17 protein-coding genes are annotated in these 21259 nt (G+C 70.2%); 6 read left to right on the forward strand and 11 right to left on the reverse strand.

Features of this window, described 5'->3' with window-relative positions:
* Positions 1 to 158: 158 nt before the first annotated feature.
* Together L1785_RS23175 and L1785_RS06190 are read left to right on the forward strand one after the other, a co-directional pair.
* On the forward strand, positions 159 to 593 hold the full coding sequence (locus L1785_RS23175) for a DUF1905 domain-containing protein (protein ID WP_308113272.1): 435 nt from the start codon (positions 159 to 161) through the stop codon (positions 591 to 593).
* Positions 594 to 751: 158 nt separating this feature from the next.
* Entirely contained in the window at positions 752 to 1423 is a 672-nt protein-coding gene (locus tag L1785_RS06190) for a Type 1 glutamine amidotransferase-like domain-containing protein (RefSeq protein WP_236088334.1), read from the forward strand.
* Between the two features lie 69 nt (positions 1424 to 1492).
* Here L1785_RS06190 and L1785_RS06195 read toward each other — a convergent pair whose 3' ends face one another.
* Positions 1493 to 2677: an AI-2E family transporter gene (locus L1785_RS06195; protein ID WP_236088335.1), complete on the reverse strand. Its 1185-nt coding sequence runs from the start codon at positions 2675 to 2677 to the stop codon at positions 1493 to 1495.
* 288 nt (positions 2678 to 2965) lie between these two features.
* The gene (gene dnaB / locus L1785_RS06200) at positions 2966 to 4333 is read right to left on the reverse strand and encodes a replicative DNA helicase (RefSeq protein ID WP_236088336.1); all 1368 of its coding nucleotides are present in this window, start codon (positions 4331 to 4333) and stop codon (positions 2966 to 2968) included.
* 479 nt (positions 4334 to 4812) lie between these two features.
* Between dnaB and L1785_RS06205 the strand changes: the two genes are divergently transcribed.
* Complete coding sequence (locus L1785_RS06205) at positions 4813 to 6105, forward strand: MATE family efflux transporter (protein WP_236088481.1); 1293 nt, start codon at positions 4813 to 4815, stop codon at positions 6103 to 6105.
* A 45-nt stretch (positions 6106 to 6150) separates the two neighbouring features.
* Here L1785_RS06205 and L1785_RS06210 read toward each other — a convergent pair whose 3' ends face one another.
* Positions 6151 to 6864: a winged helix-turn-helix domain-containing protein gene (locus L1785_RS06210; protein WP_236088337.1), complete on the reverse strand. Its 714-nt coding sequence runs from the start codon at positions 6862 to 6864 to the stop codon at positions 6151 to 6153.
* Positions 6865 to 7304: 440 nt separating this feature from the next.
* Between L1785_RS06210 and L1785_RS06215 the strand changes: the two genes are divergently transcribed.
* A complete protein-coding gene (locus tag L1785_RS06215) occupies positions 7305 to 11387 on the forward strand; it encodes a S8 family serine peptidase (RefSeq protein ID WP_236088338.1) in 4083 nt (1360 codons plus the stop codon).
* 195 nt (positions 11388 to 11582) lie between these two features.
* Here the strand turns inward: L1785_RS06215 and rplI are convergent, their stop codons facing one another.
* The 6 genes from rplI to L1785_RS06245 all read right to left on the reverse strand — a co-directional run bounded on the left by rplI (position 11583) and on the right by L1785_RS06245 (position 15436).
* Positions 11583 to 12032, reverse strand: a complete 450-nt coding sequence (gene rplI, locus L1785_RS06220) for a 50S ribosomal protein L9 (RefSeq protein ID WP_236088339.1) — start codon at positions 12030 to 12032, stop codon at positions 11583 to 11585.
* Positions 12033 to 12052: 20 nt separating this feature from the next.
* Positions 12053 to 12289 (reverse strand): 30S ribosomal protein S18, encoded by a 237-nt coding sequence (rpsR, locus tag L1785_RS06225; RefSeq protein WP_236088340.1) that lies wholly within the window; start codon positions 12287 to 12289, stop codon positions 12053 to 12055.
* A gap of 92 nt (positions 12290 to 12381) precedes the next feature.
* Complete coding sequence (locus L1785_RS06230; protein WP_236088341.1) at positions 12382 to 12951, reverse strand: single-stranded DNA-binding protein; 570 nt, start codon at positions 12949 to 12951, stop codon at positions 12382 to 12384.
* 153 nt (positions 12952 to 13104) lie between these two features.
* Entirely contained in the window at positions 13105 to 13395 is a 291-nt protein-coding gene (rpsF, locus tag L1785_RS06235) for a 30S ribosomal protein S6 (RefSeq protein ID WP_236088342.1), read from the reverse strand.
* A gap of 266 nt (positions 13396 to 13661) precedes the next feature.
* Positions 13662 to 14741 (reverse strand): inositol-3-phosphate synthase, encoded by a 1080-nt coding sequence (locus tag L1785_RS06240; RefSeq protein ID WP_236088343.1) that lies wholly within the window; start codon positions 14739 to 14741, stop codon positions 13662 to 13664.
* Positions 14738 to 15436 carry a PadR family transcriptional regulator gene (locus tag L1785_RS06245; RefSeq protein WP_236088344.1) on the reverse strand — a complete coding sequence of 233 codons (699 nt, stop codon included), beginning with the start codon at positions 15434 to 15436 and terminating at the stop codon, positions 14738 to 14740. The genes L1785_RS06240 and L1785_RS06245 overlap by 4 nt, the downstream gene beginning before the upstream one ends.
* A gap of 396 nt (positions 15437 to 15832) precedes the next feature.
* Between L1785_RS06245 and L1785_RS06250 the strand changes: the two genes are divergently transcribed.
* Entirely contained in the window at positions 15833 to 18385 is a 2553-nt protein-coding gene (locus tag L1785_RS06250; protein ID WP_236088345.1) for a transglycosylase domain-containing protein, read from the forward strand.
* Between the two features lie 169 nt (positions 18386 to 18554).
* Here the strand turns inward: L1785_RS06250 and L1785_RS06255 are convergent, their stop codons facing one another.
* A complete protein-coding gene (locus L1785_RS06255; RefSeq protein ID WP_236088346.1) occupies positions 18555 to 18824 on the reverse strand; it encodes a DUF7218 family protein in 270 nt (89 codons plus the stop codon).
* A gap of 74 nt (positions 18825 to 18898) precedes the next feature.
* Positions 18899 to 19642, reverse strand: coding sequence for a DUF305 domain-containing protein (locus tag L1785_RS06260; RefSeq protein WP_236088347.1), 744 nt, complete (start codon positions 19640 to 19642; stop codon positions 18899 to 18901).
* Between the two features lie 109 nt (positions 19643 to 19751).
* Here L1785_RS06260 and L1785_RS06265 point away from each other — a divergent pair, with 109 nt between their 5' ends.
* Complete coding sequence (locus tag L1785_RS06265; RefSeq protein ID WP_236088348.1) at positions 19752 to 21233, forward strand: LVIVD repeat-containing protein; 1482 nt, start codon at positions 19752 to 19754, stop codon at positions 21231 to 21233.
* Positions 21234 to 21259 lie beyond the last annotated feature (26 nt).

Here is a 21259-nt window from a genome sequence, read left to right on the forward strand (position 1 = left end):
GCCACGTCACGCGACCCGGGGGTGGACAGGATCCGCGCGTGACCGCTCGAAGAGAACCGTCGGGCCGTGTCTTCACCGCGTTCGGTCTTGGTGGTCGGTCGGATCGGTGAAGCCGGGTCACCACCGCCTCGACTGGCGGACCCTGCCATGCTTGCGGGGTGGAGCTGCGGTTCGGTGGTGAGGTCGTGTGGTGGCGCGGGCCGGCGCCGTTCCACTTCGTCGCGCTCCCCGAGCCCGAGGCGGCTCGCCTGCGCGCCGTCGCGTCGCGGGTCACCTACGGCTGGGGCTGCATCCCCGCGACCGTGACGCTGGGCGCGACCATGTTCACCACGTCGATCTTCCCGAAGGACGGCGGCTTCCTCGTCCCGGTCAAGACGGCCGCGCGCCGCGCGGAGGGCGTCGAGCTCGGGGACGACGTCCGCTTGGTCGTCGTCATCGCCGACCCGGACCGGCCCGAGGACGACGTCGACGACGACGCCCTACCGGTGGCCGTGGCCCGTCCGGCCGTCCCCCACCACGAGCCGGCGGACGACGACGACTATTACGACCCGGCGGTCGACCCGCCCATGGGCAGGCCGACGGCCGCCGGCTGACGGACGGCCTGCGGCCGCCGGTTCACCCCTGTGACGCGCGAGCGACGAAGGGCGCGGGCCGGGCGGGCACGCGTTCAGCGCCTGCGGCAGCGATGATTCTCCCGGCCCCCCGAGGTCTACGGTTCGTTCCCCTCCCGTCACTCGAACCAGGAGACATCGTGAAACTCCTTCTTACGTCGGCAGGCGTCAAGAACACGAGCATCCACGACGCGCTGCTCGGCCTCCTCGGCCGGCCGGTCGCCGACTGCGACGCCCTCTGCATCCCGACCGCGATGTACGGTCACCCCCAGGCCGGCCCGGGAGCCGAGGCCTGGAACTTCATCGCCGGACGCTCCGAAGCGCCCATGACCGAGCTGGGCTGGAAGTCCGTGGGGGTGCTGGAGCTGACCGCGCTGCCCACCATCGACGAGGAACACTGGGTCCCCCTGGTCCGGGACGCGGACGTCCTGCTGGTGTCCGGCGGCGACGCCCTGTACCTGAACTACTGGATGCGAGAGTCCGGGTTTGCGGATCTCCTGCCCTCGTTCACCGAGAAGGTCTACGTGGGGATGAGCGCGGGAAGCATGGTGATGACCCCCCGCATCGGGCAGTACTTCGTCGAGTGGGCGCCGCCGTCGGGCGACGACGCCACGCTGGGGGTCGTCGACTTCTCGATCTTCCCGCACGTCGGCCACCCGATGCTGCCGTACAACACGATGGCCGCCGCCGAGCGGTGGGCGGCCGGGATCGGCGGTCCGGCGTACGCGATCGACGACGACACGGCCATCGTGGTGGCCGACGGGGCCGTCGAGGTCGTCTCCGAGGGGAACTGGAAGCTCTTGGGCGGCTGAGGCGACTCATGGGCTGAAGCGCCAGCGACGCGATTCCCATGCGGCAAAGAGGTGGAGGATCTCGCGCCCTCAGACGGTCTCGGAGCGCTTCTTGCGGGCGAACCGTGCCGGCAGGTCTGGTCCGTCCCACACCTCGATCGCGCGCCAGATCGACGCTGCGATCGGCACGGCGAGCACGGCGCCGGTGATGCCGACGAGCACCGTCCCCGTGGTCAGGGCGAACAGGATGACGAGCGGGTGCAGGCGCAGGGTCCGGCCCATGACGATCGGCTGGAGGAAGTCGCCCTCGATCTGGTTCACGACGACGACGATCGCGACGACGATGAGCGCCTCGACCGGTCCGACGGCGACGAGCGTGACCAGGGCCGCGAGGATGCCGGCCAGGGTGGCGCCGACCAGGGGGATGAACGCGAGCAGGAAGACGAGCACGGAAAGCGGGATGACGAGCGGCACGCCCACGATCGCGAGTCCGATCCCGATGGCGACCGCGTCGACGATCGCCACGATCGCCGTCCCGCGCACGTAGCCGCCGAGCGTGCGGACGGTCGTGGCGCCGACGCGCCGACCTCGCTCGTACCGGTGCCCCTCGAACGGCCGCAGCAGGAACTCCCACATCGCCGGGCCGTCCTTCAGGAAGAAGAACAGGACGACGATCATGATGAAGAAGCCCGCGACGAAGTCGGCGGTCTGGGAGACGCCCGCGATCGCGCCGGAGCCCACGGCGTCGGACTGCAGCAGGCTCACGGCGGACTCGCGCACCGACTCGATCTGCTCGTCGGTGATGTCGAAGGGCAGGTCCTGGACGTAGTCCTGCAGGGCGTCGGAGCCCTCGAGCGCCTGGTCCCGCAGCTCGTCCCACTGGCCCACGACGGCCCGCACGACGAGCCACACGATCGCCGACAGCAGTGCGACCAGCGTCAGGAGCGAGATCCACGTCGCGAGCAGCGACGGCAGACCACGGCGACGCAGGAACGAGACCAGCGGGGAGATCGCCGCCGACAGCACGAGCGCGATGAGGACGGGGATCACGACGAGGGTCAGGCGCGTGCCCACGAACCCGAAGGCGGCGATGACCGCGACGACCGCGAGGATCTGCAGCGACCGCGTGCCGACGCGGCCGAAGCCGTCCGACCACAGCCGAGACGCCCCGCGATCGGCGGGTGCCACGTACTCGGCGGGCAGCCGCGCCTCGACGCGGGTCGCCTCGACGCTCGGGCGGGCGGGCGGCGGTGTGCGGCGGCCGAAGAGACCCATCCCCGGTCCTCCTTGTGCTGGGTCCGGCGGGAGCCGGACGTGCCGACGCTAATGCGGTCGGGCCCGGGTCGCGCGGCGACTTCAGGACCGCCAGCGGCCCATGTCCCGCCGGTAGGTGCGGGGGACGGTCGGGGACAGCAGCGTGGAGGCGGGCAGGTCGTGCGGCGGCGGGTCCGCGGGCAGGTGCGATCGTTGCCGCAGGGACTGTCAGAGACCCTTTGGCCCAGCCGCGATTGTTGCGGGGCGGGAGGATCTTGCAATCTAGGCTGCGCGGCGGCAGTGACGCCGCTAGACCTGCATGTCGACGAAGCGTTGGTAGTGCCCTTGGAACGCGACGGTGATCACGTCCGTCGGGCCGTTACGGTGCTTGGCGATGATGAAGTCGGCCTCGCCCGCGCGCGGGGACTCCTTCTCGTAGGCGTCCTCGCGGTGCAGAAGGATGACAACGTCGGCATCTTGCTCAATCGAGCCGGATTCACGCAAATCCGACATCTGCGGTTTTTTGTCTGTGCGCTGCTCCGGGCCACGGTTCAGCTGCGAGATCGCGATGACCGGGACCTCGAGCTCCTTCGCGAGGAGCTTCAGCGCACGGGAGAACTCGGAGACCTCTTGCTGACGCGACTCGACGCGCTTGCCTGACGACATGAGCTGGAGGTAGTCGATCACGACGAGCTTGAGGTCGTGGCGCTGCTTGAGCCGGCGGCACTTGGCTCGGATCTCCATGAGCGACATGTTCGGCGAGTCGTCGATGAACAGCGGGGCGTCGGACACCTTGCCCATCGTCGCAGCGAGCTTCTGCCAGTCGCCGTCGTCCATCTTCCCGGAGCGCATACGCGTGAGCGGAACTCGCGCCTCGGCCGCGAGCATACGCATCGTGATCTCGTTGCGGCTCATCTCAAGCGAAAAGATGACGGACGCCATGTTGTGGTGGATAGCGGCATGAGACGCCACATTGATGCCCAAAACGGACTTGCCGACTGCCGGTCGGGCAGCCACCACGATCATCTGGCCGGGGTGCAGGCCGTTCGTCAGGCGGTCGAAGTCCGAGTACCCGGTGGGCACGCCCGTCATGCCCTCGCCCCGGCCCTGCGCAGCGTCGATCTCGTCGAACGTGGGCCCGATGATCTCCGACAACGGCAGGTAGTCCTCCGACGCCCGCCGCTCGGTGACCGCGTACACCTCGGCCTGGGCGTTGTTGACGATGTCGTCGACCTCGCCGCCGTCGGTCGCATAGCCCATCTGCACGATGCGGGTACCGGCCTCGACGAGGCGCCGCAGCACCGCGCGCTCGCGCACGATCCGCGCGTAGTAGCCCGCGTTGGCCGCTGTCGGCACGCCCGCCATGAGGTCGTGGATGTAGGGCGCGCCGCCGATGCGGGCGAGCTCGCCGCGCCGCGCCAGCTCCGCCACGACGGTGATCGCGTCGGCCGGCTCTCCGCGGCCGTACAGGTCGATGATCGCGTCGTAGACCGCCTCGTGGGCAGGCCGGTAGAAGTCGTTCCCGCGGATCTGCTCGATGACGTCGGCGATCGCGTCCTTCGAGAGCAGCATGCCGCCCAGGACGCTCATCTCGGCCGCGATGTCCTGCGGCGGGGTGCGATCGAACCCGGACCCTCCCGTCGGGGCATAGCCCGACTCGAGTTCCTCGATCGACATCGCACCTCCTACTTTCTGCCGCCCGACGCCGGCCCTCTGCCCGGGCGCACCATGTCCCGCTGACTCAGTTGTACTCCGGGTCACCAACACGGCCGTGCACCCGCGCCCAGGCGGTCGGTCCGGCGATTCCGGACGCGCGCCCGTTGACGGTACGGCGGCGTGGTCAGGACTGCAACGACACCTGTGGACACCTCTGTGCACAGGAGTGTGGAAAGGTGGCACAGGGCTGTGCACGCCAGGTGGACAACCCTGTGCACAACTGGGGACAGAGCCTGTGTACAACGTCACATAGGGCATCTGACCTGCGCTGATAGTTCCCTCAGGCTGTGGAGGAAAGAAAGTTGGGCGAGTTCCGCCACACCCGCCGTACGGACTCCGGCAACCCGGGCGACACCGCCAGTTCAGACGGGCTCCCGACCGCCGAGCCCGGCACCCCGGCGCCGGCACAGGCTGTCCACAGGCGGGCCCTCGACCGAGAGATCCTCGCGCTCGCCGTCCCCGCCCTGGGTGCCCTCGTCGCGGAGCCGCTCTTCACGCTGGTCGACAGCGCGGTGGTGGGGCACCTCGGCACCCCAGAGCTCGCCGGCCTGTCCCTGGCGTCCACGCTGCTGATCACGCTCGTCGGCCTGTGCATCTTCCTCGCGTACGCCACCACGGCGCAGGTGGCGCGGCTCAGCGGCGCGGGTCGCGAGGCCGAGGCGATGAAGGCCGGCATCGACGGCCTGTGGCTGGCGCTCGCGCTGGGCGTCGTGCTCGCCGTCGCACTGGTGGCCACGGCCCCGCTGGCCGTGGACGCCTTGGGGGCGCAGGACGCCGTCGGGCAGCATGCCGTGACGTACCTGCGCTGGTCCGCGCCGGGCCTGCCCGGGATGCTGCTGGTCCTGGCCACGACGGGCGTGCTGCGCGGGCTGCAGGACACGCGGACCCCGCTCGTCGTCGCGACGGCCGGGGCTGTCCTCAACGCCGTACTGAATGTCGTGCTCGTCTACGGCGCGGGCCTGGGGATCGCGGGGTCCGGCCTGGGGACGGCGGTCACGCAGCTCCTCATGGGTGCGGTGCTGGTGGCCAGGGTCGCCCGCGGGGCGCGGGCGCGCGGGGCGAGCCTGCGCCCGCACGTGTCCGGCATCGGGGCGAGCGCACGGGCGGGCGCGCCCCTGCTGGTGCGCACCGTCTCCTTGCGCGCGGCGATCCTGCTGACCGTGCACGCCGCGACCGCGCTGGGCCCGGTGACGCTCGCCGGTCACCAGGTCGTCAACAGCCTGTGGGCGCTGGCGGCGTTCGCGCTGGACGCGCTGGCGATCGCGGCGCAGGCGCTGATCGGCCACGCGCTCGGGGCGGGCGACGTGGCGCGCGTCCGTGCGATCCTGCGCCGCACCGTGCAGTGGGGCGCCTGGGCCGGGGCGGCCGGGGGACTCGTTCTCGCCGCTGCCGGCTGGTGGCTCGCGCCCCTCTTCACCGCCGACCCCGGCGTGCGCGTCGCCGTCGCCCTCGCGATGCTCCCGTGCGGTCTGCTCATGCCGCTGACGGGCGTGGTCTGCGTGCTCGACGGGGTGCTCATCGGCGCGGGCGACGGTCGCTACCTCGCCTGGGTGGGCGTTGCGAACCTCGTCGCGTACGTCCCGTTCGTCCTCACGCTTCCGCTCTGGGTGCCCGACGGCGGCGCTCGCCTCGCGTGGTTGTGGCTCGCCTGGTCCGGGGTCTTCATGGGAGTCCGGACCCTGACGACCGCCCTGCGCGCCCGGGGTGCGGGCTGGCTGGTCACAGGGGCCTGACTGCGCGGGCTGCGCCCGCGCCGGGCGCTCCGCGCACTGGACGGGCTACACCGGGACCATGAGGCGGTAGCCGACCCCGCGGACCGAGGCGACCTCCAGGCCGCGGACGGGCCGCAGGCGCTTTCGTAAACGTTTGACGGCGGACGTCACCGGGTCTGGGTCGCCGAGGTAGCCGGTGCGCCACACGTGCGCGGTGAGCTCGGCGAAGGACCACACGCGGTCCACCTCCGAGGCGAGGGTCGCCAGCAGGTCGAACTCGCGCACGGAGAGGTGGACGTGCTGGCCGTGGACGGTGACCTCGCGCGTGGCGAGGTCCACGGAGAGGGGCCCTCGGACGAGCGGCGCCGGGCGGATCACGGGGATCGCCTCGGTCGCGGTGAGGACTCCGGCCCGGGCGCCCCGGGGCATCGCCTGCGCGGTGTACGCGGTCTGCGCCGCGTACGGCTGCGCCCCGTACGCCTGCGCCGGGTACGCCTGCGCCGCGGCCGCGGTCGCGGCCGCGGACGCTGCGGCGACGTGGCGGCCGGACGGCCGGGGCGGCGGTGCGGCGGGGACCACGCTCGCGGCGCTCGGGGCAGGCTCGCGGTACGGGCGCGCAGCGGGCGGCCCGAGGAGCGCGCGTGCGCCGTCGGTGTCGGCGGTGGCCAGCACGACCGACTGGCCGCGGAGCAGCCGGGCGATCTCGCTGACGAGATGTAGCGGCAGCCCGACGCAGACGACGTAGCTGCCGTCGGTTCCCACAACAGGTTCGCGCGCCATGGACCCACCCTCCTGAGGACCGGAACAACCTGGTGTGCGCGGCCCCCTCATCGCAGAGCCGATGGACAGTGTTATCACGAACGGTGCCGTTTGCATCACCGCCTCGTTACTCTTTCGTGACGAGGTGTAGTTGGCGTAAAGACGCCGGTGTCGGCATCGCGCCGGGCTGCGGGTGAAGTTCCGAAACCCCTGGCCTGGCGAGACGGCCGGGCGAAACATGTGGCCCACCGGGTTCCGGCCCGCACGACCGGACCTGGAGTGGACGGCCGGAGCGGCAGACCGTAAAGCGCCCGCAAATCGCCCGGCAACTGACCGCATCCTGACCGGGACGCAACCTTGTTGCCCAGGGCATCGGAAGCGACGGTGGAAACCGGCCCACGACCGTGGGCCACCGCACGCGTGCCCTGCCCACCGGTGGGCACGCCGGCAATGGAGGCCCCATGCACCGTCGCACCGCCCTCGCGCGGCGCGCGTCGATCGCTGTCTCAGCGATCGTCGCGCTCGCCGCGACATCGGCGGTGAGCGTCGTACCAGCGCTCGCCGCACCGGCACCAACGACCCTGCATACCGACGTCATCAGGGACGCCGCGGACAAGTTCACGTCAACGGCTCACGATCAGCTCGAGGCCGGCAAGGCCGACTTCTGGGTCAAGATGTCCGACACCGCCGATCTGGCCGCGGCGAAGGACATCGCCGACTGGGGCGAGCGCGGCCAGTACGTCCACGACGCGCTCACCACGACGGCCCAGGCCTCGCAGGCGAGCACCCTCGCGGAGCTGGAGGCCGCCGGCGTCGAGTACGAGCCGTACTGGATCAGCAACCGGGTCCTCGTCAAGAGCGGCACGCTCGAGCTCGCGACCTCCCTCGCGGCGAGCGTCGAGGTCGAGGAGATCCACGAGACCGTCACGCTCGAGATCCCGGAGCCGGTCGCCGTCGAGCCGTCCACCGCCGACGGCCCGAACGCGCCCGAATGGGGCCTTGAGGCGATCAACGCGCCCGAGGCGTGGGCGATGGGCGCCACCGGCGCGGGCATCGTCGTGTCGAACAACGACACCGGCGTGCAGGTCGACCACCCGGCGCTCGCCGCGCAGTACCGCGGGAAGCAGGCCGACGGCACCATCGACAACAACTACAGCTGGGGCGACACGTCGAGCGCCTGCGGCGGCGCCCCCTGCGACTCGAACGGTCACGGCACCCACACCATCGGCACGATGGTCGGTGACGACGGCGGCTCGAACCAGATCGGCGTCGCGCCGGACGCGAAGTGGATCGCCGTCAACGGTTGCGATACCTGCTCCGACGCCGACCTCCTCGAGGCGGGCGAGTGGATCGCCGCGCCGACGGACCTCGCCGGGCAGAACCCCGACGTGACCAAGCGTCCGCACGTCGTCAACAACTCCTGGGGCTACCGGGCCGCCGGGACCATCGACGACTGGTACTCGGACATCACGAGCGCCTGGGAGGCCGCGGGCATCTTCGGCGCGTGGTCGGCCGGCAACAGTGGCTCGGCCTGCACCACGACGTCGTCGCCGGGCGCCAACACGACCAGCTACTCGTCGGGCGCGTTCGACGCGAACGGCGCCATCGCGTCGTTCTCCTCGCGCGGTCCGGGCGAGGACGGGCTGACCAAGCCCAACATCGCCGCGCCGGGCGTCAGCGTCCGGTCGTCGATCCCGGGCAGCGGCTACGCCGCGTACAGCGGCACCTCGATGGCGGCTCCGCACCTCGCCGGAGCGGTCGCCCTGCTGTGGAGCTACGCGCCCTCGCTCGTCGGCGACATCGAGGAGACGAAGCGCCTGCTCGACGAGTCGGCCACCGACGTCGACAACACGACCTGCGGCGGCACCGCCGCGGACAACAACGTCTGGGGCGAGGGCAAGCTCGACGTCGTTGCCCTCCTGGAGCTCGCGCCGCTCGCGGCCGGTACCTTCTCCGGCACCGTGACGGGCGACGGCGGCCCCGTCGCGGGCGCGTCCGTCGCGTTCGACGGCCCCACCGACCGCACCGTGACCACGGGCGCCGACGGCGCGTTCACGGTGATGGTCGAGGCAGGCGACTACTCCGTCGCCGCGTCCGCGTTCGGCTTCGTCAGCGAGACGACGACGGCGACCGTCGCGGCGGAGGGCAGCACGACGGTCGACTTCGACCTCGTCGCGGCCCCGCGGTTCGCCGTCACCGGCACCGTGACCGAGTCCGTCACCGGCGGCGTCGTCGCGGGGACGGCCGTGACGCTGTCGCCGGGCGGCCTGAGCACGACCTCGGGCGCGGACGGCAGGTTCTCGTTCGCCGACGTGCCCGCCGGTACCTACACGATCGGGACACCGGCCACCGCGTGTGCCGAGGCGTCCAGCGCCCAGGTCGTCGTGGACGGCGCCGAGAACGTCCCGCTCAGCGTGACGTTCAAGTACGACGACGGCGGCTACTTCTGCGCCGTGGGAGCCGGCTCCTACCTCCAGGGCGACACGCTGGTGGCGCTCACCGGTGACGACAGGTTCACGTCGGTGGCCATCCCGTTCGCCTTCCCGCTCTACGGCGCGGACTACAGCACCGCCTACGTCTCGACGAACGGCTTCCTGAACTTCCTGGCCGGCACATCGTCGCTGAGCAACGGCGCGATCCCGAGCACGGCGGTCCCGAACGCCGCGCTGTACCCGTTCTGGGACGACCTCTACTTCGACGTGTCGGCGGGCCTCTACCAGGGCACCAGCACCATCGACGGCGTGCAGGCGTTCACGCTCGAGTGGCGCAACGTCCGCAAGTACAGCCCGTCGACCGACCGGCTGAACTTCTCGGTCACCCTGTTCGAGGACGGCAAGGTCGTCTACGGCTACGGGGACCTCACCGAGACCGCCACGGCCAAGGGCAGCTCGGCCACGGTGGGCCTCGAGAACGCGACCGGCACCGTCGCGTCGCAGTACTCGTACAACAGCGCGTCGCTGTCCGACGGCGTGTCGATCACCTACGACCTCGCCCCGATGGGCACGGTCACCGGCGTGGTCAAGGACTACAACACCAAGGCGGCGATCGCGGGCGCGTCCGTGACCGTGACCGCGGCCGACGGCGACGCCAAGGTGCTCACCACCGGGGCCGACGGGACGTACAGCGTCGATCTCGTGATCGGTCGCTACGGCGTCGTGTTCGAGGCCGACGACTACACCGCGATCTCCAAGGACGTGAACGTCACCGAGGGCGTCACGCTCACCACGAACGCCCAGCTCAAGGCCGGCCGGCTGGCCGTGAGCACCACGGCGGTCGGGGCCTCGCTGGCGATGGGCGGCTCCGTCTCCCGCAACATCAAGGTCACCAACACGGGCTCCGCCCCGGCCGTGGTGAACCTGTCCGCGGGCGACGGCGGCTTCGGGATGCTCGGCGCCACGAGCACGGAGACCGCCGTGATCAAGGGCGTCGAGGGCACGGCCACCGTGCCCGGGTCGTCGAAGCCGGAGGCCGGCAGCGGCCTGGCGGTGCAGGGCTCGGCCGGCCTGTCCGGGTCGGGCTCCGGCGTGGCCGGCACCTCGGTGATGCCCGAGGCCGCGGCCGTACCGCTCGGCGAGGAGACGATCACCCACTCGGCCTCGCAGGCGATCGTGGCGAACAACTCGGTGGCGTGCACCAGCGGCAGCCAGACGCAGGACAACGCCTATCTGCGTACGTTCACGCTCGCAGACTTCGGCATCGACGGGGCGTTCGACGTGTCGAGCGTGTCGTTCGGCGTCGAGGTGGCGGGCGTGGCGCAGCCGCTGACGGTGAAGCTCTACTCGCTCGACGGAGCACTGACCTACGCGAACATGACGCTGATCGGCAGCGCGGAGGCCACGGTCGCGGCCGGCACGTCGGCGGCGATCGTGAACGTGCCGGTCGTGGGTTCGGTCCCGCAGGGTGGCACGCTCGCCGTGGAGATCGACGTCCCGGCCGGCGGTCGGCTCTTCATCGGCTCCAACGACGCGGGCCAGACCGCACCGAGCTACCTGCGGTCCGAGGCGTGCAGCATCCCCGAGCCGACCGACACGGCCGACATCGGCTTCCCCGGCATGCACGTCGTCATGAACGTGTCGGGCAGCACCAGCGGCGGGGCGGGCGTCGAGTGGCTGGACGTCCAGCCGCCGACGTTCACCCTTGCGCCGGGCCAGGCCGTCACGGCGATCGCGACGATCACCGCCGCGGTGGACCAGCCGGGCACCTACACGGCCGCCATCGCCATCGGCAACGACACCCCGTACACCGTCGCCCCCGTCACCGCCACGATGACGGTCAAGGCGCCGGCCGGCTGGGGCAAGATCACCGGAACCGTCACGGGTGACGGCACGCCGCTCGACGGCGCGGTCGTCCACCTCGACGGCATCTCCTACGACGTGACGCTCCTGACCGACGCCGACGGTACGTACGCGTACTGGATGCAGAAGTCGAACGCGCCGCTCCAGGTCACGGTCGCCGCGCAGGGCTTCATCCCGAAGACCGCCAAGGCGCAGATCGTCGCCGGCCAGACGACGGTCTACAACTTCGACCTCGACCCGCTCCCGTAACCCGGTAGCCAGCCGACCAGCACGACGAAGGCCCGGACCCCGAGGGGATCCGGGCCTTCGTCGACGTGCTACGCGGTCAGGCTGCGTTCCGCACTCAGGCGGAGCCGTGACCGCCTGAGCACTGCACTCCGCTACGGCCGAAGGCCCCGGACGAAAAGCATGTCCGGGACCCTCGACCTACGTTGCGTTCCGCACTCAGGCGGAGACGACCTTCACCGCGATCTTCGCCGACACCTCAGGGTGCAGGCGGATCGAGACCTTGTAGTCGCCGGTCGTCTTGATGGACTGACCGATCTCGATCTTGCGCTTGTCGACCGACGGGCCGCCGGCCTCGGCGACCGCACCGGCGATGTCGCCGGTCGTCACCGCGCCGAACAGGCGGCCGGACTCGCCGGACTTGGCCTTCACGATCACCGTCTTGGCGGCGAGCGTGTCGGCGAGGGCCTTGGCCTCGTCCAGGGTGGCGATCTCGCGGGCCTTGCGGGCCTTGCGGATCGCGGTCACCTGGGACTCGGCACCCTTGGACCACGGGGTCGCGAGCGACCGCGGGACGAGGTAGTTACGGGCGTACCCGTCCTTCACCTCGACGACGTCGCCGGGCTCACCGAGGCCGGTCACCTCGTGGGTCAGGATCAGCTTTGCCATGATTCTCGATCCCTTCCTTCTCAGCGGGCCGACGACGAGTACGGCAGCAGGGCCATCTCGCGGGCGTTCTTCACGGCCTTCGCGATCTGACGCTGCTCCTGCACGGAGACGCCGGTCACGCGACGCGCGCGGATCTTCCCGCGGTCGGAGATGAACTTGCGCAGCAGAGCGGTGTCCTTGTAGTCGATCGCGTCGATCTTCACGGACTTGAGCGGGTTGGTCTTCTTCTTGGGCTTGCGCACCACAGGCTTCGCCATGGTGTTGCTCCTTCTTCAGGTGCCGCCCGGACCTCCGGCGCTCAGGGCGCCGGGCTCACGGACGAAGGTGATGAATCTGGGGTTGATGCCGGTCAGAACGGCGGCTCGTCCGAGAACGACCCACCGGACGACGCGGGGCCTGCCGTGGCCCACGGGTCGTCGTTGCTCTGGCCGCCACCGGACGAGCTGAAGCCTCCGCCGTAGCCGCCTCCGCCGCCGGCGTTACCGCTGCCGGCGCTGCCGCCACCGGAGAAGCCGCCACCGCCGTTGCCGCCGCCGAAGCCGCCGCCACCCTGACGCTGGGTCCGGGTGACCTTGGCCGACGCGTACCGCAGGGACGGACCGATCTCGTCCACCTGCAGCTCGACGACAGTGCGCTTCTCGCCCTCGCGGGTCTCGTAGGAGCGCTGGACCAGGCGGCCCTGCACGATGACGCGCGTGCCCTTCGTCAGGGACTCCGCGACGTTCTCGGCGGCCTCGCGCCAGAGCGAGCAGCGCATGAACAGGGTCTCCCCGTCCTTCCACTCGTTGCTCTGGCGGTCGAACGTGCGGGGCGTCGACGCCACCGTGAAGTTGGCCACCGCGGCACCCGCGGGGGTGAAGCGGAGCTCCGGGTCACCGGTCAGGTTCCCGACCACCGTGATGAGGGTCTCACCAGCCATGCCAATTCCTCGATTCTCGTCGTCGACGCTCGCTGTGCCTGTGGTTGCGTGAGGGAATCCCACCACGACCCACTGACACCCGCCCGGCCTGGAGCCGGTCAGCAGACCGGCGTGTGGGCCGGTGCTGCGGCGCGGGGGCTCAGCTCAGCAGTCTCAGCGGGCGTCCGTGCGGAGGATCTTCGTGCGCAGGACGACCTCGTTGAGGCCGAGCTGGCGGTCGAGCTCCTTGGCGGTGTCCGCGGTGGCGGTGAAGTCGACCACGGCGTAGATGCCCTCGGACTTCTTCATGATGTCGAAAGCCAGGCGGCGACGACCCCAGATGTCCACCTTGTCGACGGTGCCACCCTCGGTCGTGATGACCGACAGGTACTTGTCGAGCGACGGGGCGACGGTGCGCTCCTCGACCTCCGGGTCCAGGATCACCATCAGTTCGTACTGACGCATGTGTACACCCACCTCCTCTGGTCTCAGCGGCCACGGTCGTTCCGTGGCAGGAGGGTTACTTGCGTTCGCTGCGCCCGAGAGGGCACAGCAGCCCCTCATCCTACCGGACCCCTCCCAGACGTCGAGTGCGGGGTATCTGTCGGGTCGGACACGTCTGACCCGACAGATACCCCGCACTCGGCGGAGGGGCTCGCGGAAGGTGACCAGAGGTCAGCGCTCAGCGCCTTCTGGTCGCGGCAGACCTGCGCGCGCAAGCTCGCTACGGTCTACCGCTCCACGTCCCCGCGGATGAAGGCCTCGAGCTGCGCCCGGCCCGCGGTGTCCTCCATCTGAACCGGCGGCGACTTCATGAAGTAGGTCGACGCCGACAGGATCGGGCCGCCGATGCCTCGGTCCTTCGCGATCTTGGCGGCGCGGACGGCGTCGATGATGATGCCGGCCGAGTTCGGGGAGTCCCACACCTCCAGCTTGTACTCGAGGCTCAGCGGCACCTCGCCGAACGCGCGACCCTCGAGCCGCACGTAGGCCCACTTGCGGTCGTCGAGCCACTGCACGTAGTCCGACGGGCCGATGTGCACGTTGCGCGCACCGAGGTCGTGCTCGAGGTTGGACGTGACGGCCTGCGTCTTCGAGATCTTCTTCGACTCCAGGCGGTCGCGCTGCAGCATGTTCTTGAAGTCCATGTTGCCGCCGACGTTGAGCTGGTAGGTGCGGTCGAGGACGACACCGCGGTCCTCGAACAGCTTGGCCAGCACGCGGTGGGTGATCGTCGCGCCGACCTGGGACTTGATGTCGTCGCCGACGATCGGCACGCCGGCCTCCTCGAACTTCGCGGCCCACTCGGGGTCGGACGCGATGAACACGGGCAGCGCGTTGACGAACGCCACGCCGGCCTCGATGGCGCAGGTGGCGTAGAACTTGGCCGCCTCCTCGGAGCCGACCGGCAGGTAGCAGACGAGGACGTCGACCTGAGCGTCGCGCAGCGTGGCGACGACGTCCACCGCCTCGACGGGGGACTCCTCGATCGTCGCGCGGTAGTAGTCGCCGAGGCCGTCCAGCGTCGGCCCGCGGAGGACCGGGACACCGAGCAGCGGCACGTCCGCGATCTTGATCGTGTTGTTCTCGGAGGCGTTGATCGCCTCCGAGAGGTCGAAGCCGACCTTCTTCGCGTCGACGTCGAACGCCGCGACGAACTCGAGGCTCGACACGTGGTAGTCGCCGAACTGCACGTGCATGAGGCCCGGGACGGTGCCCGCCGGGTCGGCGTCACGGTAGTAGTGCACGCCCTGCACCAGGGACGATGCGCAGTTTCCTACGCCGACGATGGCGACGCGGATGGAGTTCATCCTCGCTCCTTACTCGTTTGGCCGGGATGGGGTGCACCCTCGGCGGGCTGTGATTCGAGGTCCTCGCCGGCCGGCCGGTCGCCGGTCGCGGGAGAGGTGGTGCCGGCCCGGGCGCGGGCGCGCACTCCGGCGCGTCCCCGCTCGGCGGTGATCAGGCCGTCGAGCCAGCGCACCTCGCGCTCGACCTTCTCCAGTCCGTAGCGGTGCAGCTCGAGCGTGTACTCGTCCAGGCGCGCGCGCGTCCGTGCCGCGGACTCCCTGACCGCCTCCAGCCGCTCGGTCAGCCGGGTGCGCCGGCCCTCGAGGATGCGGAGGCGGGTCTCGGCGTCCGTCTGCGCGAACAGCGCGAAGCGGACGTCGAAGTTGTCGTCCTCCCAGGCGGCCGGGCCCGAGCTGGCCAGCACGTCGTGGAGGTGGTCCTTGCCGTCGGCCGTGAGCTCGTAGACGATCCGGCCGCGCCGTCCTGCCAGCGGGGGCGCCTTCGGGGTGCCCGACGGCGTCTCGGGCGCCTCCGCGGTTGCGATCAGGTTCCGCGTCACGAGGCTCTTCAGGGCCGGGTACAGGCTTCCGTACGAGAAGGCGCGGAAGGAGCCAAGGAGGAGGTTGAGCCGCTTGCGCAGCTCGTACCCGTGCAGCGGCGACTCGTTGAGCAGGCCGAGGACTGCAGTCTCGAGGACGTCCGAGCGGCTTCGCACGGCGCACTCCCCTCGCTCCGGATACGGTCTGTTCACCCGCTGTTCGCGGGTATGACCTATCGAGTCGATACATCGTTAGGATATGACGACCCGAACGTCCGACGCAACGGCGCGCCGGGGAAGGCGCACGGCGCGCTGGTGGGAGAGGGGAGCGGCCGGCGTCGTCCGGGTCCGGGCGGCCCGCCGCCAGATGTGAAGAAATCGCGAAGCGCGGGCAGAAACCCTGCGCGGACCTGGCAGGAACGGCGCGAAGAACACTCTTGAGCGGCCACATCGCTGCTGCCCGCTCAGGACGACCCCCTATTGTTTCGGATGGTCCGCTGTGCCTGCGCGCCCCTTGTGCGCTGCGCGGCGACGCGCGGACCGACCGAGACCGAGGACAAGGAGAGGCAGGACGTGGCGAACTTCAGCGTTCCTTCGCTGTGGCCGACGGTCCCGCGCCGCCGCACGCGGTTCTGGAACTACCCCCGGCCGTACCGCACCGGATGGCGGGCGTGGGTCCCCTCGTGGCGCGTGGTCGTGGGCACGATGCTCACCGGGATCTCGCTGGCCGTCGGCCTGATCTACGCGGGCTATACGAGCTACGCGATCCCGGAGGAAGGCCAGGACGTCGGTAGCCAGACCACGACCGTGTACTACGCGGACGGCACGACGGTGATGGGCGAGTTCGCGGCCCTGGACCGTGTGATCGTCGACCCCGCCCAGATGCCGAACTGGGACCTCCTCACCGGCGCCCTTGTCGCGTCCGAGGACCAGACGTACTGGGAGAACAGCGGCATCGACCTCTGGGGCATCGGGCGCGCCGCCCTCAACAACGCGATGGGAAAGCCCCAGCAGGGTGGCTCGACGATCACGCAGCAGTACGTCGAGCAGTACTACGGGAGCGGGAAGACGTACAAGGACAAGCTCCGTGAGGTCTTCCTGGCCTACAAGGTGACGCAGGCCCAGGAGAAGGACGTCATCATCGAGCGGTACCTCAACGTCATCTACTTCGGCCGCAAGGCCTACGGCATCCAGGCCGGCGCACAGGCCTACTTCGGCGTCAACGCCGCCGACCTCGACTACAACCAGGTGGCGTTCCTCATCGGCACGATCCCGGGCCCCAACCGCTGGGACGGTACGAGAGACCCGGAGTGGAACCAGAACTGGGTGAAGGGACGCTGGGAGCGATCGATCGACTTCATGGCCGAGGCCGGCGTGATCACGCCGGAGCAGAAGGCCGCTGCGGTCTTCCCGGTTCCCGTGGTGGAACAGCAGGGCAATGCGAAGGCCGGCACCGCCGGTTACCTGCTCGACATGGTGAAGTCCGAGCTTGCCGACCCGGAGCGGGCAAACATCTCCGAGGCCGACCTGATGACCCAGGGCTACAAGATCATCACCACGATCGACCCGGCGTACATGGCGGCGGCTGAGGCGGCAATGGCTCTGCCCGCGGACGCCTCGCCGATCCTCCGGGCGTCGCTCACGTCGATCGACCCGGCAACGGGTGCCATCAAGGCGCTGTACGGCGGACCGGACTACCTGACGTACCCCACCAACGCCGCGACGTACGACACCGCGCAGGCCGGCTCGACATTCAAGCCCTTCACCCTGCTCGCCGGGCTCGAGTCCGGCGTCTCGATCCGTCAGCAGTTCGACGGCAACAACGGTCTGCTGATCGAGGGATATGCGAACAAGGACGGTGAGGAGGACCGCGGCGTCACCAACTTCGGCAACGCGAGCTTCGGCCAGGTCGACCTGATCAAGGCGACGCAGGACTCCATCAACACGGCGTACGTGCAGCTCAACAAGCAGATCGGCCCCGAGCTGACCTCCGCCATGGCGACCCGGCTCGGCATCCCGGAGACCTACGACGGGTCGACCCCGGTCGTCGAGGGCAACCTGGCCAACGTGCTCGGCTCGGCGTCGGTCCACAATCTCGACCTCGCGCACGCTTACGCCACGATCGCCGCGCAGGGGGTGGAGCACGAGCCGTACATCGTCCAGAAGGTGACCACCCTCAAGGACGATCCGAAATACGACGCGGAGATCATCCAGAACCAGGCCGTCCGCGCCGATCTCGCGGCCGCCGCGACGTACGCCATGACCCAGGTCGTGGAGAAGGGCTCCGGCACCCCGGCGAAGGCGCTCGGCCGCCCGGCGGCCGGCAAGACCGGTACGTCGACGTCGAACCAGTCTGCGTGGTTCGCGGGCTACGTGCCCCAGCTCACGACCGTGGTCGGCCTGTACCAGTTCAACAACGACCCGGCGCTGGGCCCGGTCGGCTATCAGCAGATTACGTCGTTCGGGAAGTGGAAGACTCAGGGCCGGGAGATCACCGGTGGTTCGTGGCCTGTCGAGGCCTGGACCGCTTACATGACCACGGTGATGAACGGGCAGGAAGTCCAGCAGTTCCCCGAGTACAAGGTGCCGAAGGCCTCCCCGTCGCCGTCGCCGTCTCCGACCATCACCGGCGTGGTGGTGCCCGGCAACCTCGTGGGTATGGACCTCCAAGAGGCGTCGAAGGCGCTCGCAGACCTCGGGCTGCAGGTCGCCTCGGAGCCCACACCGTCGACCCAGCAGAAGGGGACCGTGATCGAGGTCGCGTTCGCCGGCCAGACGGTGCCGGCCGGCTCGACCATCGCGCTGAAAGTCTCCACCGGCAATCCCCCGGAGTCGGAGCAGACCAGCGTCCCGCGGGTCGTGGGTGAGTCGCAGAACCAGGTGCAGCGCAAGCTGGATGCCGCCGGGCTCCAACCCGCCAACGGTGGCACGGAGCCGAGCGACACCGTCCCGATCGGCATGGCGATCCGCACCGACCCGCCAGAGGGAACGACGGTCGCCCGCGGCACCACGGTCACGGTCTACTACTCGTCCGGCCCGTCGATCGTCGGCGCCCCGACCCCGACCCCGACGCCGACCCCGACGGGCGGCTTCGGCGGCGGTGGCGGCGGTGGTGGTAACGGATAGTGCGTCCCGTCGACCACGTGACGTCCGTAGCGTGACGGCGCGGCGCTGACGACCAGAGGCCCGGTCCACCCTCGGGTGGGCCGGGCTCCGTCGTCGCCGGTTCGCGCGGCAGAGTCGCGCCACAGAGTCGCGCGAGCCGGTCGACGGTCCGCCTCCACGAGGGCGGCGGTCAGTGGTTGCGCAGGGCGTCGACCAGCTGGTCCTTGCGCATCTTCGACCGGCCCTCGATGCCGATCTCGGCGGCGCGCTTGCGCAGGTCGGTGACCTTCCAGTCGTCGTACGAGGGGGACTGCCCGCCCTGCGCGCCCACCTTCGAGCGACCACGGGCGGCGGCCGCGTTCGCGATCCGCGCTGCCTTCTCCTTGCTGTCGCCCTCCTCCCGCAGCTTCTCGTAGAGCTCGGGATCCTTGACCGACGGTCCCGGTGATCGCCGAGGCATGGCGGGGCTCTTTCCCTGTCGGTGTCCTTCCACCGTCACGCCGCGCCCGTCCGCACGCAACCGACCACGCTGTCCTACAGCCCCGCGAGGATGTCCTCCAGGCGGGCGATCTCGGCGGACTGCTCGGCGGCCGTGTCGGTGGCGATCTCGCCGGCGTACACGTCGCTCCCGGTCGTGATCTGCTCCTGCGCCATGTCGATCGCGCCCCGGTGGTGGCGGATCATCAGCTCGCAGAACAGGCGGTCGAAGTCTGCGCCGGTGGCGGCGCCGAGCCCGGCGAGCTCGTCCTCGGTCAGCATCCCGGGGTGCAGCTCGCCGTGGCCGTGCTCGTCGTCCGCGGCCGGGACGCGGGGGCCGGTGCCGTCCGCAGCCTCCGCCTCGACGGGCACCGGGAGCGTGCGCGCGTCGAGCCACGCGGCGAGCGCATGGATCTCGGCGGACTGGGCCGCGGTGATCCGGTCCGCCATGGTCTTGACCTGCTCGGACGCTGACCGGTCGGGGGCGAGCGCGGACATCTCCAGCGCCTGCGCGTGGTGGCCGATCATCGCGGTCACGAACTCGGCGTCCGCCTCGTTCCACTCGGCGTAGGGGTCGTCGGGCGCCTTGAAGTCCTCGGGCGCGATCGTGGTCGCCTGCTCACCCGGTCGCCCCGGCTGGACGACGACGGAGCTCGGCTCCGAGGTCACCTCGCCCCCCGCCGTGCACGACGCCGTGGCGGTGACGGCGAGCAGGAGCGCCGCGAGGCGCCACGGGCGACCCCACGAGGACGTACGGGTCAGGCGTGAGGCGAGCGTCCGACGTCGGGCAGAGAGGCGCATGGGGCGATCCTTGCGCACCAATTGCTACGTGCGTGTAAAACATCACCCACGACCCTGTTGTATGGGTTCGTCCCAGGCAAGACTCGGACAAACCAACCATGGAGGTGTGATGACCGTGCGTCGTCCGACCCTGAGATCCGGCACCGCTGCCGGCGCCCTCGCCACGAGCCTCGTCCTCGGCTCGCTGGCCCTCGCCGCGCCCGTGTTCGCCGAGCCTGGCGACGGGGCGGCTGGGACCGCCGCCGACTCCCTCGTCGCGCTGGACGACAGCGCGGTCTCCCCGCTGCTCGACCAGCCGGGAGACGTCGCGTCCGAGAACATGGACCTGCTCGCCACCATCCCCAAGAACGGCGCGTTCGCGCCCGAGGGGCAGCTCAGCTCGGACCTGGCGTTCCAGGGCGACTACGCGTTCGCCGGCAACTACGGCGGGTTCACGGTGTACGACATCAGCGACCCGACCGAGCCCGTCCAGGCCGTCCAGGTCGCGTGCCCGGGCTCGCAGAACGACGTCTCGGTCTACGAGGACCTGCTGATCCTGTCGACAGACTCCTCGCGCAGCGACGACTCCTGCGCCTCGACGGCGCAGACCGTGACGAACCCGGCGTCGTGGGAGGGCCTGAAGATCTTCGACATCTCCGACCCGCTCGACCCGGTCTACATCGCGTCGGTCGAGACGGACTGCGGCTCGCACACGCACACCCTCGCGCCCACGCGCGACGGCCGGACGCTGTACGCCTACGTGTCGTCGTACAACCCGCACGCGACCTACCCCGACTGCCAGCCGCCCCACGACCTCATCTCGATCGTCAAGATCCCGATGAACGAGCCCACGGCCGCCGAGGTCGTCGCCACGCCGGTCCTGTTCCCGGACGGCGGCCACCCGGGCGGCCTCAACGAGCAGGGCTTGAACACCGTCGGCACCGCAGGCTGCCACGACATCACCGCCTACCCGAAGAAGGACATCGCGGCCGGTGCCTGCATGGGTGACGGCATCCTGCTGGACATCTCCGACCGCGAGCACCCGGTCGTGACCTCGCAGGTACGCGACACCGCCAACTTCTACTTCTGGCACTCGGCGACGTTCAACAACGACGCCACCAAGGTCGTCTTCACGGACGAGCTGGGCGGCGGCGGGGCGGCGACCTGCAACCCGACGATCGGCTCCGACCGCGGCGCCGACGGCATCTACGACATCGTCTCCGGCGAGCTCACGTTCAAGAGCTACTACAAGATCGACCGGACCAACACGAACACCGAGAACTGCGTCGCCCACAACGGCTCGCTCATCCCGGTCAAGGGTCGCGACCTCATGGTCCAGGCCTGGTACCAGGGCGGCATCTCCGTGTTCGACTTCACCGACTCGGAGAACCCGGTCGAGCTCGCCTGGTTCGACCGCGGCCCCCTGTCGACCGAGCGCATGATCACCGGCGGCCCGTGGTCGGCGTACTACTACAACGGGTACGTGTTCTCGAACGACATCCAGCAGGGTTTCGAGGTGCTCGAGATCTCCGACGACGTCGTCGAGAAGCAGAAGCCGAACATGTGGAACCGCCAGTTCAACCCGCAGATGCAGCAGAAGTTCCACTTCTGACCGCTGGGCCGGCGGCCCTGGAGCTG

This window comes from Antribacter soli (assembly GCF_021568775.1).
Classification (GTDB): domain Bacteria; phylum Actinomycetota; class Actinomycetes; order Actinomycetales; family Cellulomonadaceae; genus Antribacter; species Antribacter soli.